This is a genomic window from Baekduia soli, assembly GCF_007970665.1.
GTDB classification, from domain to species: domain Bacteria; phylum Actinomycetota; class Thermoleophilia; order Solirubrobacterales; family Solirubrobacteraceae; genus Baekduia; species Baekduia soli.
On record NZ_CP042430.1, the window covers coordinates 4,134,100 to 4,148,755 of the forward strand.

General features: G+C 74.8%; 16 protein-coding genes. 4 read left to right on the forward strand and 12 right to left on the reverse strand.

From position 1 onward, the window contains the following. Window positions 1-303 precede the first annotated feature (303 nt). On the forward strand, window positions 304-1,221 hold the full coding sequence (locus FSW04_RS19995; protein WP_146921994.1) for an ABC transporter ATP-binding protein: 918 nt from the start codon (window positions 304-306) through the stop codon (window positions 1,219-1,221). Beyond that, window positions 1,221-2,012, forward strand: a complete 792-nt coding sequence (locus FSW04_RS20000) for an ABC transporter permease (RefSeq protein ID WP_146921995.1) — start codon at window positions 1,221-1,223, stop codon at window positions 2,010-2,012. The genes FSW04_RS19995 and FSW04_RS20000 overlap by 1 nt, the downstream gene beginning before the upstream one ends. Before the next feature lie 30 nt (window positions 2,013-2,042). Here the strand turns inward: FSW04_RS20000 and era are convergent, their stop codons facing one another. From era to FSW04_RS20020, 4 genes are all read right to left on the reverse strand, one after another. Beyond that, a complete protein-coding gene (gene era, locus FSW04_RS20005; RefSeq protein WP_228430604.1) occupies window positions 2,043-2,933 on the reverse strand; it encodes a GTPase Era in 891 nt (296 codons plus the stop codon). A 78-nt stretch (window positions 2,934-3,011) separates the two neighbouring features. Continuing rightward, complete coding sequence (gene ybeY / locus FSW04_RS20010) at window positions 3,012-3,407, reverse strand: rRNA maturation RNase YbeY (protein WP_146921997.1); 396 nt, start codon at window positions 3,405-3,407, stop codon at window positions 3,012-3,014. 1 nt (window position 3,408) lies between these two features. After that, complete coding sequence (locus tag FSW04_RS20015; protein WP_146921998.1) at window positions 3,409-4,386, reverse strand: PhoH family protein; 978 nt, start codon at window positions 4,384-4,386, stop codon at window positions 3,409-3,411. Then, on the reverse strand, window positions 4,387-4,815 hold the full coding sequence (locus FSW04_RS20020; RefSeq protein ID WP_146921999.1) for a GatB/YqeY domain-containing protein: 429 nt from the start codon (window positions 4,813-4,815) through the stop codon (window positions 4,387-4,389). A gap of 75 nt (window positions 4,816-4,890) precedes the next feature. Here FSW04_RS20020 and FSW04_RS20025 point away from each other — a divergent pair, with 75 nt between their 5' ends. After that, entirely contained in the window at window positions 4,891-5,892 is a 1,002-nt protein-coding gene (locus tag FSW04_RS20025; protein WP_146922000.1) for a C40 family peptidase, read from the forward strand. Here FSW04_RS20025 and FSW04_RS20030 read toward each other — a convergent pair. The 8 genes from FSW04_RS20030 to FSW04_RS20065 all read right to left on the reverse strand — a co-directional run bounded on the left by FSW04_RS20030 (window position 5,867) and on the right by FSW04_RS20065 (window position 13,251). Next, window positions 5,867-7,228 carry an NAD(P)/FAD-dependent oxidoreductase gene (locus FSW04_RS20030; RefSeq protein WP_146922001.1) on the reverse strand — a complete coding sequence of 454 codons (1,362 nt, stop codon included), beginning with the start codon at window positions 7,226-7,228 and terminating at the stop codon, window positions 5,867-5,869. The two genes, FSW04_RS20025 and FSW04_RS20030, sit on opposite strands and share 26 nt — an antisense overlap. 22 nt (window positions 7,229-7,250) lie before the next feature. Continuing rightward, the gene (locus FSW04_RS20035; RefSeq protein WP_146922002.1) at window positions 7,251-8,159 is read right to left on the reverse strand and encodes an alpha/beta hydrolase; all 909 of its coding nucleotides are present in this window, start codon (window positions 8,157-8,159) and stop codon (window positions 7,251-7,253) included. Window positions 8,160-8,471: 312 nt separating this feature from the next. Next, complete coding sequence (locus FSW04_RS20040) at window positions 8,472-9,290, reverse strand: 50S ribosomal protein L11 methyltransferase (RefSeq protein WP_146922003.1); 819 nt, start codon at window positions 9,288-9,290, stop codon at window positions 8,472-8,474. A 2-nt stretch (window positions 9,291-9,292) separates the two neighbouring features. After that, complete coding sequence (dnaJ, locus tag FSW04_RS20045; protein ID WP_146922004.1) at window positions 9,293-10,435, reverse strand: molecular chaperone DnaJ; 1,143 nt, start codon at window positions 10,433-10,435, stop codon at window positions 9,293-9,295. Further along, window positions 10,432-11,451 (reverse strand): heat-inducible transcriptional repressor HrcA, encoded by a 1,020-nt coding sequence (gene hrcA / locus FSW04_RS20050; protein WP_146922005.1) that lies wholly within the window; start codon window positions 11,449-11,451, stop codon window positions 10,432-10,434. The genes dnaJ and hrcA overlap by 4 nt, the downstream gene beginning before the upstream one ends. Before the next feature lie 23 nt (window positions 11,452-11,474). Further along, window positions 11,475-11,870 (reverse strand): MaoC/PaaZ C-terminal domain-containing protein, encoded by a 396-nt coding sequence (locus FSW04_RS20055; protein WP_146922006.1) that lies wholly within the window; start codon window positions 11,868-11,870, stop codon window positions 11,475-11,477. Window positions 11,871-11,872: 2 nt separating this feature from the next. Further along, the gene (locus tag FSW04_RS20060; RefSeq protein WP_146922007.1) at window positions 11,873-12,313 is read right to left on the reverse strand and encodes an FAS1-like dehydratase domain-containing protein; all 441 of its coding nucleotides are present in this window, start codon (window positions 12,311-12,313) and stop codon (window positions 11,873-11,875) included. 11 nt (window positions 12,314-12,324) lie between these two features. Further along, entirely contained in the window at window positions 12,325-13,251 is a 927-nt protein-coding gene (locus FSW04_RS20065) for a DMT family transporter (RefSeq protein WP_146922008.1), read from the reverse strand. Here FSW04_RS20065 and FSW04_RS20070 point away from each other — a divergent pair. Then, entirely contained in the window at window positions 13,250-14,653 is a 1,404-nt protein-coding gene (locus FSW04_RS20070) for an aminotransferase-like domain-containing protein (protein WP_146922009.1), read from the forward strand. The genes FSW04_RS20065 and FSW04_RS20070 overlap by 2 nt on opposite strands. The last annotated feature ends 3 nt before the right edge of the window (window positions 14,654-14,656 follow it).

Sequence of the window (14,656 nt, forward strand, 5' to 3'; positions counted from 1 at the left end):
CGTTCGGGCCGCCACCCGGCTGAATCCGCCGCGGGCCCCGCCGACGAAGGGGTGGAGACAACAGGCGAATGCGACCCACGGACGGGTCGGCCCTGGGACCGAGCGTCGCTTCTGGAGGGAGCGCGGCGCCGGACCGCATCGGGACCGCCAAGGATCGCGAGTCGACCTTTCGCCGCCTATACGCCTCCCACCGGAGGGGACATCCACGGTTACGGGCCCTGCCTGACGACGGTCAGCAGGGCCCGTCTCCGTTTCCCGCCCGCCCGCCGACCCTGCGGTGGCGGCCGGTAACGTCGGGGGCGAGTGGCCCCCTCCCCGTCCCCCTCGCCCGTCCCGGCGATCCGGCTGCGCGGCGTCGTCAAGCGCTTCGGCCCGGTGACCGCGGTCGCCGGCCTCGACCTCGAGGTCCCCGACGGGACGTGCGTCGGGCTGCTCGGCCCCAACGGCGCGGGCAAGAGCACCACGATGCGGCTGCTCACCGCCCAGTCCATCGCCGACGAGGGCGAGCTGCAGGTGCTCGGGTACGCGCTGCCCGGCGAGTCCAAGGCCGCCCGGGCCGAGATGGGCGTCGTCCCCCAGCTCGACAACCTCGACGTCACGCTGACCGTCGAGCAGAACCTCCTGGTCTTCACGCACCTGTACCGCATCGGCCGTGCCGGGCGCCGCGCCGCGATCGACCGTGCGCTGGACATCGCCAACCTGCGCGAGCGCCGCGCCTCGCGCGTCGACGAGCTGTCGGGCGGCATGCGCCGGCGGCTGCTCATCGCCCGCGCGCTCGTGCACGGGCCGCGCCTGCTGCTGCTCGACGAGCCGACCGTCGGCCTGGACCCGCAGGTCCGCCAGGAGCTGTGGGCGCTCATCGACCGCCTGCGCAGCGAGGGCGCGTCGATCCTCATGTCCACGCACTACATCGAGGAGGCCGAGCGCCTGGCCGACACGGTCGTGGTGATGGCCGAGGGCACCGCGGTCGCGGCGGGCCGCCCCGGCGACCTGGTCACCGAGCACGCCGGCCGCGAGGCGCTGGAGGTCTACGGCGACCCCGAGCGCCTGCGCGAGGTCGAGGCGCAGGCCGCGCGCCGCGGCTGGCCGACGCGGCGCACCGGCACGTCGGTGACGATCCTGCGGGCCGAGGACCTCGACGGCGACGCGCCGGCGGGCGACCGCCGGCCCGCCAGCCTCGAGGACGTGTTCGTGCTGCTCACCGGCGAGGAGACCTCCTGATGGCCGTCCGTCCCGGCGCCCGCCGCCCCGGGCGGCTGGACCGCCCCGCGCTGACCGGCGTCCTCGTGCGCGAGATCGTCAACTTCGGGTCCTACTGGCGGTCGTCGGCGTTCTCGTCGATCGTCCAGCCGACGATCTACCTGCTGGCCTTCGGGTTCGGCTTCGGCTCGCTGGTCAAGCGGGTCGACGGCCTGGACTACGTGGAGTTCGTCGGCACGGGCACGGTCGCGACCGCGGTGCTGTTCTCCTCCGTGTTCCCGGCGATGTTCGGGACGTTCGTCAAGCGCACGTTCCAGAAGACCTACGACGCGATCCTCGCGGCGCCGGTCGACACGGAGGAGCTCGTGACGGCCGAGGCGCTGTGGATCGCCGCGCGCTCCGGCGTCTTCGGCTGCTTCCCGATGCTCGTGGCGATGATCTTCGGCCTGGACCCGTCGTGGGGCATGCTGCTCGTGCCGCTCATCGCGTTCGTCGCCGGCTTCGGCTGGGCCGCGTTCGGGGTGCTCATCGCGGCGCTGCTGAAGTCGATCGACGACTTCAGCTACGTGACCTCGACGGTCATCACGCCGCTGTTCCTCGTGGCCGGCACGTTCTTCCCGATCTCGGGGCTGCCGCAGTGGGCGCGCATCGCCGCCAACGCCAACCCGCTCTACCACTGCGTCGAGCTCGTCCGCCACGCCGCCTTCGGGCTGCAGACCGACGACCTCTGGCACCTCGGGTTCCTCGTGGCCTTCGGCCTGGTGACCTGGCGGCTGGCGATCCACTACATGGAGCGCCGGCTCATCACGTGAGACCGGTGTGTCCGGCGCGGCCGCGCCGGCCTAGGCGTCGAAGCCCAGGCGGTCCAGCAGCGCGTCGTCGCCGCGCCAGCCTCGGCGCACGCGGACGATGAGGTCCAGATGGACCTTCGTGCCCAGCTCGCGCTGCAGCTCCTTGCGGGCGCCCGTGCCGATCTGGCGGATCATCCGGCCGCCCGCGCCGACGAGGATGCCCTTCTGGGACTCCGTCTCCACCCAGGCGTGGGCGTGGACGATCGTCAGGCCCTCGCGCGCGGTGTCGACCTCGTCGACGACGACCTCGACGGCGTGGGGCACCTCCTGGAACGTGCGGCGCAGCACCTGCTCGCGGATGAGCTCGGCGAGGTGCACGTAGGGCGACAGGTCGCTGTGGTCGGCCGCGTCGAACAGGAACGGCGACTCGGGGACGATGGAGAACAGGTGGTCGGCCAGCGCGTCGATGCCGGTGCCCTTGCGCGCCGACACGGGGAAGATCTCGTCGCCGACGCCGAGCTCGGACACGGCCTGCAGCGCGACGATGATGTGCGCGCGGTCGAGACGGTCGACCTTGTTGACCGCCACGACGACGGGGCACGGCGCGTTCTGCAGCGCGCGGGCGATGAAGCGGTCCCCCGGCCCGACGCCCTGCTCGGCGTTGAGCACCATGAGCGCCACGTCGGTCTCGGCCAGCTCGCGCTCGACGCGGCGCTGCATCCGCTCGGTCAGCGTGTCCAGCGGCTTCTGCACCCCGGGCAGGTCGGTGAGCACGAGCTGGACGTCGTCGCGCGTGGCGACGCCGCGGATCGCGCGACGGGTGGTCTGCGGCTTGTCGGAGACGATCGCGACCTTCTGGCCGACGATCGCGTTGACGATCGTGGACTTGCCGACGTTGGGCCGTCCGGCCAGGGCGACGAAGCCGGCGCGGGTGGCGCTCACGGCCGCACCCTCCGCACGAGCCAGCCCCCGGGCGAGCTCATGCCCGGACCCCGGCCCGCGGGGCGAGGTCGTTCGCGGTCACCACGAGAGGATCTCCGCCTGGACGGCGAGCATCTCGCCGTCGTCGGTCTCGTGGTCCATGCCGACGAGGTGCAGGGCGCCGTGGACGATCGCCTCGCGCAGGTCGGCCGTGTGGGGCGGGCAGATCACGACGTCGCCGAGCTCACGCGGCCCGGGGACGTCCGCGGCGGCCTCGTCGATCGGGAACGACAGCACGTCGGTGGGGCCGGGCTTGCCGCGGTGCTCCAGGTTGAGCTCGGCGATCCGCTCGGGCGTCACGAAGCTCACCGCGACGTGACCGTCGCGGACGCCCGCGGTGCCGACCGCGAGCGCGACCATCCGATCGATCTCGGCATCGGGCGGCGCGCCCGGGGCCAGCTCGCGTCCCAGCACCTCGACCTCCAGGCCGTCCATGTCAGGCGCGCTTGCGTTCTGCCGAGCGCAGCTCGGGGGCCTGGCTCTGGTCGTGCGCGTCGTAGGCCTCGACGATCCGCTGCACGAGCCGGTGGCGGACGACGTCGCCGCCGTCGAAGCGCACGAAGTCCACGCCGTCGACGTCGGTGAGGATGTCGCCGACGACGATGAGCCCGGACTTCTCGTTGCGCGGCAGGTCGACCTGCGTGATGTCGCCGGTGATGACCATCTTCGAGCCGAACCCCAGCCGCGTCAGGAACATCTTCATCTGCTCGGGGCTCGTGTTCTGGGCCTCGTCGAGGATGACGAACGAGTCGTTGAGGGTGCGGCCGCGCATGAAGGCCAGCGGCGCCACCTCGATGACGCCCTTCTCCAGGAAGCCGGCGACCTTCTCGGGGTCGATCATGTCGTTCAGCGCGTCGAACAGCGGGCGCAGGTACGGGTCGATCTTGGCCATGAGGTCGCCCGGCAGGAAGCCCAGGCGCTCGCCGGCCTCGACGGCCGGCCGGGTCAGGATGATGCGGTTGACCTCGCGCCGCGAGAGCGCGGCGGCGGCCATCGCGACGGCCAGGAACGTCTTGCCGGTGCCCGCGGGCCCGATCCCGAACGTGACGGTGTTGCGCCGGATGGAGTCGACGTAGCGCTTCTGGTTGACCGACTTGGGGGCGACCTTCGTGGACCGGTGGCGCCAGATGACGTCCTCGAGCACCCGCGCGGGCGACTCGTGCTGGTCCAGGGCGCTCGTGACCGCATCGATCGTGCCCGGCGAGATGTCGTGGCCGCCCTCGATGAGCTCGGAGAGCTCGCGCACGACCACGGCGGCGGCCTCGACGGCGGCGTCCTCGCCCTCGAGCGTGACGAGGTTGCCACGCAGGTAGAGCTGGCAGTCGATGTGGCTCTCCAGCTGACGCAGCACCTGGTCGTGGCTGCCGCTCAGGGCCGCGGCGACCTCGTTGCTCAGCTCGATCTGACGGCGCATCTAGGTCAGCGCCTCTCGGGCGGCGGCCGACACGCGCTTGCCGTCGGCCCGTCCGCCCACCTGCGCCATCGCGAGCTTCATCACGCCGCCGAGGTCCTTCGGCGAGGACGCACCGGCCTCCGCGACGGCCGCGGCGACGATCGCGTGCAGCTCGTCGTCGCCCAGCTCGGCGGGCAGGTAGCCCGCGATGAGCTCGGCCTCGGCCTCCTCGGTGTCGGCGAGCTCGTCGCGCCCGGCGTCGCGGAACTGGCCCGCGGCGTCCAGCCGGCGCTTGCGCTCGCGGCGCAGCACGGCCTGCTCGTCGGCCGAGCCGTCCTTGGCGGCCTTCTGCAGCTCGCTCAGCACGAGGCGCAGCGCACCGACGCGCGTCTTGTCGCCGGCCTTCATGGCGGCCGTGAGGTCCTGCTTGACGGTGTCGGTGACGCTCATCCCGATCGATTGTAGGCCGCTGGACCGGACGCCCCCGCTCAAGCCGTCCACACGTCGGGCCGATGCCGGGGCGTGATGCGCCACCGCCTGATCGTGGCCGCGACGACCCTCGCGACGCTCCTCGCCGCCGCCCCCGCGCACGCCGATCCGCGGGGGACGTGGAACCTCGGCGAGCAGCGCGCGGTGCGCCTGGCGGGCGTGCACGACCTGCCCGACGCGTCCTTCCACGGCGAGCGGCCCGCCGACGGCGACCAGCTGCCGTCGGCCTTCGCGGCCTACGCCGCAGCGCACGGGCTGCTGCCGATCGCGGTCCCGGCCGGCCGGATGCCCGTGGCGGCCTTCGACCGCCTGCTCGTCGCCCAGCTCGGCGCCGGCGACGTCGCTGCGGCCGTCCAGCACGAGGCGTGGCGGGCGGGCCTGCAGCCGCCCGCGGACCTCGGCACCGAGGTCGTCGCCCGCTTCCTGGGGCTGCGCGACAACCACCCCGCCGACCAGGAGGGGCTCGAGCTGTTCCCCACCGACGCGATCACCCGCGCCGAGGCCGCGCACTCCTTCGCGATCGCCCTGCGCTGGCAGGGCGGCGGCGCCGACGCCGCGCGCGCGACGTTCGCGCGCTTCGTGCTGCCGGCCTACACGGCGGCCCAGCGCCGCCTGCTGCGCCTGGCCGTGTCGAAGATCGGCATGCCCTACGTCTGGGGCGGCGAGACCGACGCGGCCGGGACGTGGTTCGGCGGCCAGGCCCACGGCGGCTACGACTGCTCGGGCTTCGTCTGGCGCGTGTTCAAGCTGTCGGGCTTCTCATGGGGCACGCAGATCCACGGGCGCACCGCTGCGGCGCAGGCCGGCGAGATCCGCCGGGGCGCCCGCGTGCGCCTCGACGCCGTGGCGCCCGCCGACCTGCTGTTCTTCGGCCCCGGCCGGTTCTGGCAGAAGGCCACCGAGCGGCGCATCGTGCACGAGGGCATCGCGCTCAGCCGCGACTGGATGATCCACAGCTCCGACCAGGGCGTGTACGTCTCGCCGCTGTTCGACCCGTGGCGCGCCCGGCGCTTCAGCTGGGCGCGTCGGGTGCTCTGACGCCGTCGGCGGCGGCGTCGGCCGGCGCGCTGCTCACGTCGCCGCCCGTCGGGTCGTGGCCGAGCTGCGGCGCCCGCCCCAGGCCGCCGAGCTCGGACGTGTCGCGGCCGAACAGCAGCTGGATGTTCCAGTCCACGAGCAGGCGCAGCTTGCGCTTGGTGCCCGGGAGCATGGCGAGGTGGTAGCTGCGGGCCAGCCACCAGGCGGGCACGCCGCGCCAGCGGATGCCCAGCGTCGTGGCGACGGCCTGTCCCTGGCCCATGTCCACGAACACGCCCTTGGTCTTGAAGCGGAACGGGCGCACGCGGCCGTTGCCCAGCGACGCCGCGACGTTGCGGGCCACCGTGCGCCCCTGGCGGATCGCGTGCTGGGCGGTGGGCGGCGTGGGCTCGCGGCCCTTGCGCGCCGGGTCGGGCACGGCGGCCGCGTCGCCGATGGCCCACACGGCGTCCTGGCCTTCGGCGCGCATCGTCGCGTCGACCCGGATGCGGCCGCGGTCGTCGAGCGCCAGCCCGAGGCGGGCGATGACCGGATGGGGCTTGACGCCCGCGGTCCACACGAGGGTGCGGGTGGGCACGACCTCGCCGCCCGACAGCGTCACGCGGTCGGCCTGCGCGGACTGCAGGGTCGTGCCCAGGCGCATCTCGATGCCGCGGCCGCGCAGCTCGCGCGTGGCGAACTCCGCGAGGCCGGCGGGGATCTCGGGCATGACGCGGTCGCGCGCCTCCACGAGGATCCAGCGCATCCCCTGCGTGCGGCAGCGCGGGTAGAGCTGGATGACGTCGGCCGCGAAGTCCTGCAGCTCGGCCAGGCCCTCCAGCCCCGCGTAGCCGGCGCCCACGAAGACGTAGGACAACCACGCCTGGCGCTCGGCCGGGTCCTCGAGCGTCTCGGCCACCTCGAGCGTGCGGATGACGTGGTTGCGCAGCTGGATGGCCTCGGGCAGCGACTTGAACCCGAGCCCGTGCTCGGCGAGGCCGGGCACGGGCAGCGTTCGCGAGACGGACCCCAGCGCGACGACGAGCTGGTCGTAGTGGAGGTCCTCGACGACGCCCGCGGCGCCGCGGACCTGGATCGTGCGCTCCGCGGGGGTGGCGCCGACGACGGTGCCCAGCCGCAGGTCGGTGCGCCGCAGCTCCTCGCGCAGCGGCACGACGACGTGGCGGGGCTCCAGCGAGCCGGCCGCCGCTCCGGGCAGCAGCGGCGTGTAGAGCAGGAAGTTGACGTCGTTGACCAACGTGATCCGGGCCGCCTGCGGCGGCAGGACCTTCTCGAGCGTCCGGGCGGCGTAGAAGCCCCCGAAGCCCCCTCCGGCGATCACGACGTGCCAGGCCATGGGCTCCAGGCTAGCCCCGTGCTCAGGCCGTCGCCGGCCGCGCCGCCGCCCCGCCGGTGCCGACCGCCAGCCGCCGCACCAGGAACTCGAGCTCGTCGGCGACGACGCGCTCGAAGCCCTCCCCGACGTAGGCGTCGAAGTGGCCGAAGGGGTAGCGGCGCAGCTCGCCGCGCGGCGCGCGCTGGGCGGCCGCGACCGCGGGCCCGGGCGGGGTCGTCTCGTCGCGGTCGGCGACGCACACCAGCAGCGGGCAGGTGATCCGGTCCGCGCGCGTCCCGGGGCGGTAGGCCGGCACGTGGAACATGATCCGCGCGGCCACCGCGTTGGACCACCGTGACGCCGGCGCCGTGATGGCCGCGAAGCCCGGCGCGGCCTCCGCGGCCGTCATCACCGCGAAGCTGCCGGGCTCTCCCACGGCGGGGATCGTCACCGCCCGCCGGCCCGTCAGCCCGACGAGCACGTCGGCGATCGCGTAGGCCGTGCCGCGCAGGATGTTGCGCAGCGGCACCGTCAGCAGCGTGGGGATCCCGTCGCAGAACGGGACCTGCGCGACCGCGGCGGCCAGGTCGTGGTCCTCGGCGGCCAGCGCCAGCACGTGGCCGCCGCTGAACGAGGTGCCCCAGAGGGCGATGCGCGCGGCGTCGATGCCGGGCAGCCCCCGGGCGAAGCGCAGTGCGGCGCGGTAGTCGTCCTGCTGGCGGCCGATGTCCAGCAGCTGGCGCGGCTCGCCCGTCGAGCGCCCGAAATGGCGGTAGTCGAAGAGCACGACGGCCATGCCGGCGGCGGCGAAGCGCTCGGCGAACGCGGGCAGCGCGTCGTCGCGGGTCGCGCTGAAGCCGTGGGCCATGACGACGCAGGGCACGTCGCCCGCGGCGGCCTCCGGGCGGTAGACGTAGGCGGCACAGCGCTCGTCGCCGGAGGGGAAGGTCACGTGCTCGCGGACATGCGCCGAACCTATCGCCGCGCGGCGGGCCCCGCGCGACCGGGACCGACTCGCGTCAGCCGGCGAGCGTGAAGCGCCCGACGATCGCGTCGAGCTCGGCGGCCCGCGCCGCGAGGTCCTGGGCGGCCCCGGCCGTGTCCTGCCCGGCGGTCGTCGTCTGCTCGGTCGTGCTGGGGACTCGGCGGCCCTGAAGACCGCGTTCGCGCAGACCGCCGACCTGAGGCTCAAGCGGGCCGTCGCGGGTCCATGACGGAGGTCTGATCCGTCAGGTGGGTGACCCCTTGACGCGTGCGTGGGCGGTCAGCCGATCGCCGCGAGCCGCAGCGCCGCCCACTCACCGCTGAGCCGGCGGTCGGCCTCGGCGAGCCCGTGGCGGGCGAACGCCGCGGCGATCTCGTCGGCCTCGGAGGCCAGCAGCCCGCTGGCGATCAGCGTACGCGGCGCCGGCCCGGCGAAGCCGGCGCGCGCCACGCAGAGCAGCAGCGGGCGCAGGAGGTTGGCCAGCACGAGCGGGGCCGTCGGCACCGGCCCGCCGCGGACCAGGTCGAAGCGCCGGGCCTCCACCTCCACGGCATTGACCGCGGCGTTCTCCCCCGTGGCACGTACCGACTCGACCTCGTGGTCGACGCCGAGCACCGGCGCCCACCCGAGCCGGGCGGCGGCGATGGCCAGCACGCCCGACCCGCACCCCAGGTCCACGGCGGGACCCCCGGGCTCCAGGCCGGCCAGGAGCTCGAGGCACAGCCGCGTCGTGTGGTGGGCGCCGGTGCCGAACGCCTGTCCGGGATCGATGACGAGGTCGAGCAGGCGGTCGCGGGCCGGCTCCCAGGGCGGGCGGACGAAGAGGCGGCCGGCGATCTCGACGGGCCGGTGGAACGCGCGCCAGCGGTCGGCCCAGTCATCGGCGACCTCCGTGGTCACGACCTCGACGAGGGCGGCGCCGGCGGCGGCCCGCAGGTCGGGCAGCTCGGGCAGCTCGCCCGGCGCGCCGTAGACCGCGTATTCGACCACGCCGGGGGAGACGTCGACCTCCTCCACCCCGCCCGGCGCGAGCGTGAGCAGCTCGGCAAGCACGAGATCGGCGTCCGCGCGATGGACGCGGACGGCCAGGCGCACCATGGTCAGCGCTGGAAGAGGCGCCGTAGCTTGCCGACGACCGACTCATCGCCGTCGGAGAGCTGGTCGGCGCCGATGGACTCCGCGAGCTGCTCGAGCAGGTCGCGCTGCTCGCCGGTCAGGCGCCGCGGGATGACGACGTTGGCCACGACGCGCAGGTCGCCGAAGCGGCCCTGGCGCCGCAGGGCGGGCATGCCCTTGCCGCGGACGCTGAGCACCTCGCCGGGCTGGGTGCCGGCGGGCACGTCGACCTCGATCGCGCCGACCCCGGGGTGCTCGACGGTCACCGTCGTGCCCAGGGCGGCCAGCGGCGCGGCGATGTCGGCGGCCGTGACGAGGTCGTCGCCGTCGCGCAGCCAGGCGTCGTCGGCGGCGACCTGCAGCACGACGTACAGGTCGCCGGGCGGCCCGCCGCGGTCGCCGGCGTGCCCGCGGCCGGCGAGGCGGATGCGCTGGCCGTCGGCGATGCCGGCCGGCACGTCGACCTCGAGCATCCGATGCCCGACGACCAGGCCGCGGCCGTCGCACGTCTCGCAGGGCTGGGACGGGATGCGGCCGTCGCCCCCGCAGCGGTCGCAGGCGACCTGGCGGACGACCTGGCCGAACGGCGACCGCGTCACGGCCTGGAGGATCCCCTGGCCGCCGCAGCGCTCGCACGTCTCGATCGGTGTGCCCGGCTCGGCGCCGTTGCCGTGGCAGTGCTCGCAGCGGTCGATGGCCTCGAAGCCGACCTTGACCTTCTCGCCCGCGTAGGCCTGGGCGAGCGTGATGTCGACCGCGACGGCGATGTCGTCGCCCTGGCGCGGGCCGGTGCGCCCGCCGCCGCCGAAGCCGCCCCCGCCCCCGCCGAAGAACGCGTCGAACAGGTCGCTGATCGAGCCGAACCCGTCGAAGTTCGGCGCCTGGCCGCCGCTGCGCAGACCGTCGTGGCCGTAGCGGTCGTAGGTCGCGCGGCGGTCGGCGTCGTTGAGGATCTCGTAGGCCTCGGCGGCCTCCTTGAACTTCTCCTCGGCGTCGGGGTCATGCTTGTTGACGTCGGGGTGCAGCTCGCGGGCGAGCTTGCGGAACGCCTTCTTGATGGTGGTGTCGTCGGCGTCGCGGGCGACGCCGAGCACCTCGTAGGGATCGCGGGGCACGGTGGAGCTCATGGTCCGTAGACGTCCTCGATGAAGCGCGACAGCTCGAAGGCGGCCTCGCGTACGGAGCGGATGGCGCGGGCGTAGTCCATGCGGACGGGCCCGATGACCGAGACGGTGCCGAGCTTGCGGGCGGGAAGCCCGTAGCCGGCGCCGACGACGGCCAGGGTCTGCAGGGCGGGCGCCTCGTTCTCGGAGCCGATGCGCACGAGCACGTCGGGCTCGCGCAGCGCGTCGCGCAGCAGGCCCAGGAGGCTGGCGCGGCGCTCGAGCATCTGCATCAGCTCGTTGATCTGGGCGAGGTCCTGGACGCGGTGCTCGCCGATGAGGCGGGCGGCGCCGTCGACGTACAGCGTGTCCTGGGCGGTCTCGGCCAGCTCGGTGAAGACCGGCGAGATGTGCACCAGGAACGCCAGCTCGGTGCCCGACAGGCTGGGGTCCGAGAGGCGGGTGTGCAGCATCCGCGCGCCGAGACCGACGCCCTCGAGGCGCTCGCTGAGGAACGACCCGGCCCACTGCACCAGGCCCGGGTCGACGGGCCGGTCGAAGGTGAAGACGCGCTTGGTCACCCCGCCCGTGGAGGTGATGACCACGACCATGAGGACCTGGGGCTGCAGCAGGAGGACCTCGACGTGGCGGATGGTGGCCGTGTCGATGGGCGGCGCGGAGACGATCGCCAACAGGTTGGTGACCTGCGAGAGCGTCTCGCTCGTGACCCGCATCGCCTCGTCGACCTCGCGGCGCATGAGCTGCAGCCCGAGTGCGCGCCCGGCCGGCACGAGCGCCGCCGACTGCAGGTGGTCGACGTACCAGCGGTGCCCGGCGTCGGTGGGCGCGCGGCCCGCGGAGGTGTGCGGATGGGCCAGCAGCCCGTACTCCTCCAGGCTGGCCAGCTCGTTGCGGATCGTCGACGGGCCGAACTCCAGGTCGGGGTCGGTGGCCAGGGTCTTGGAGCCCACGGGCTGCCCGGTCGAGGCGTAGGCCTCGACGACCTTGCGCAGGATGAGCTCCTGTCGGGGCGACAGCACTGCAGGGAACTGTAGGGCGCCGCTCAGCCGAGCCGGAGCTCGGCCTCGCCGCGGCGGACGACCTTGACGTCGCCCTGGCGGGCCTCGGTGTCGACGTGGGCGATGCCGTCGGCGACCGTGGTGACCTTGGAGGTCACGACGATCTCGCGCTCAAGGACCCCCATGCCGCGGAACTGGACGCTCAGGCGCCGCAGCGTGTGGGGCCCGCCGGCCGCCTCGGTCTGGGCGCGCGCCACCTGGGCCATCGTCCACAGCCCGTGCAGGATCCGGCCGGGCAGGCCGACCTGCCGGGCGAAGTCCTCGTCGACGTGGATCGGGTTGAAGTCGCCCGAGGCGCCCGCGTAGCGGATGGTGGTCATGCGGTCGGGCGTGACGCGCAGCTCGGGCAGCTCGGTGCCGGGCTCGAAGGTGGTGGCCATGCTCAGGCGCCTCGCACGACGTTGCTCCAGGTGCCGACGCACACGGTGTGGCCGTCCTGGTTGGTGGACACGGACTCGAAGACGTAGAAGGCGTTGCCGCCGCGCTCGGAGATCGCCTTGACCAGGACGGTGGTCTCGATCTCGTCGCCGGCGACGACGAGCGGCCCCCAGGTGAACTCCTGGCCGCCGTGCACGAGCAGCGCGAAGTCGATGCCGACCTCGGGGTCGAACATCACCGGGCTCACCGCCGCGCCGCTGTAGACGACGGCGAACATCGGCGGCGCGACGACGTCGCGGTAGCCCGCGGCGCGCGCGGCCTCGTGATCGAGGTACAGGGGCTCGGTCTCGCCCGTGGCGAGCGCGAACTCCTTGATCTTCTCCCGGCCCACCGCGTACAGCACCGGGGGATAGGTCTTGCCGACCGCGTCCGCGTTGACTGCCATCCGAGGGGATCCTAGTCGGCGGGCGCCACGTGGACCCGGGTGCGCTGGGTGGCCACGACGCACGCCAGGACGGCCAGCGCGGCGGCCACGGTCGCGGCGCCGACGGCCTCGCCGAGGATCGCCGCGGCCCAGACGAGGCTGAGCACGGGCTGGGCCAGCTGCACCTGGCCGATCTTGGCGACGCCGCCGCGGGCCAGGCCCGCGTACCAGGCGAAGAACCCCAGGAACATCGAGATCAGCGACACGTAGGCGAACCCCAGCCACGCCGTCGACGAGGCGTGGGCACCGTGGGCGGCCAGCGCTCCCGCGGCGACCGCGACGGTCACCGGCAGGCTCAGCACGAGCGCCCAGCAGATCGTCCGCGCCCCGCCGAGCACGCGGCTGAGCCGGCCGCCCTCCGCGTAGCCGACCGCGCAGAGCACGACGGCGGCCAGCAGCTCGCCGTCGGACAGCCCGACCGCGCCGCCGCCGCGGCTCAGGGCGAAGGCCAGCACCGCCACCAGCCCGGCGCCGCCGGCCAGCCAGAACGCGCGCGTCGGGCGCTCGCCCCCGCGCAGCACCGCGGCGAACGCGGTCGCCGCGGGCAGCAGGCCGACGACGACCGCGCCGTGCGCGGCGGGCAGCCGCTGCAGGGCCAGCGACGTGAACAGCGGGAAGCCCACGACGACGCCGAGCGCCACGAGGACCAGGGATCGCCACTGCGCCGGCGTCGGGCGCGGCGCGCGGGAGGCGAGGAGCACCGCGCAGCCCAGCACGCCCGCGACGACGGCGCGGCCGAAGGCGACGAACAGCGGGTCGAGGCCCTCGACGGCCAGGCGCGTGGCCGGCAGGGAGAAGGAGAAGGCCAGCACGCCCGTGGCGCCGAACAGGAGGCCCGGCGGGGCCGAGCGGGCTTGCGTTATCGGCCGGCGTGCAGTAACGTTACTCCTTGATCTCATGATCGAGGATAACACAGAGGGTCGTGTTATCGAGGATGTGCGAGCGGCTGCGCGTGCCCTCCCCCCGGGCAGCCGCTTGCCCTCCGTCCGCGAGCTCATGGCGCGCCATCGCGCCTCGCCCGTCACCGTCCAGCGCGCGCTCGCGCGCCTGGCCGGCGAGGGGCTCGTCGTCCCGCGCCCCGGCCGCGGCACGTTCGTGGCGCCGGCCCGCGCGACGACCGCGTCGCCGGCCGCCGCACCCGACCTGGGCTGGCAGGAGATCGCGCTGGCCGACCGTCCGCCCCTGCGCGCCGCCGCCCTCGAGGGCCTGCTCGAGGTCCCGGCCGCCGGCGCCATCGCGCTCAGCACGGGCTACCTGCACCCCGACCTCCAGCCGCTCGGGGCGCTGGGCTCGGCGCTCGCGCGCGCCGCGCGGCGCGCGGAGGCGTGGGGCCGGCTGCCCGTGGAGGGCCTGGACGGCCTGCGCGACTGGTTCGCCCGCGAGGCCGGCGGCCACGCCCGCGCCCACGACGTCGTCGTCTGCCCCGGCGGCCAACCCGCGCTGGCCACGGCGTTCCGCGCGCTCGCGGCGCCCGGCGAGCCCGTCCTGGTCGAGTCGCCGACCTACCTCGGGGCGATCGCGGCGGTGCAGGCCGCCGGGCTGCGGGCCGTGCCCGTGCCCGCCGACGAGGACGGCGTGCGGCCCGACCTCCTGGCCCGGGCCTTCGCGCTGACCGGCGCCCGCGTCTTCTACTGCCAGCCCCTGTACGCCAACCCGTCGGGCGCGACGCTTGCGATGCAGCGCCGCGGCCCGGTCCTGGAGGCCGTCGCGGCGGCCGGGGCGTTCCTGGTCGAGGACGACTGGGCGCGCGACCTGGTCATCGACGGCGAGCCCCCGCCGCCCCTGGCCGCCGAGGACCCCGACGGCCACGTCGTCCACGTGCGCTCGCTGACCAAGTCTGCCGCGCCCGGCCTGCGCGTCGCGGCGGTGACGGCCCGCGGCGCCGCCGGGGCGCGCCTGAAGGCCGCGCGCATCATCGACGACTTCTTCGTGTCCGGACCGCTGCAGCACGCCACCGTCGAGCTCGTCGCCTCGCCGGCCTGGCGGCGCCACCGGCGCATGCTGCGCACCGCGCTGGGCGAGCGCCGCGACGCGCTGGCCGCCGCGCTGGGCGAGCACCTGCCGGACTGGCGCGTCCCGGGCGCACCGGCCGGCGGCCTGCACCTGTGGGTCGCCCTGCCCGACGGCACCGACGACCTGGCGCTCGCGGCCCGCGCGGCGGCCGCCGGCGTCGTCGTCAGCCCCGGGCGCCCGTGGTTCGCCGCCGAGCCGCCCGCGCCGTTCCTGCGGCTGACCTACGCCGGCGCCGCGCCGGCCGAGCTGACCGAGGGCGTGCGCCGGCTGGCCGCCGTCGCCTCCTGACCT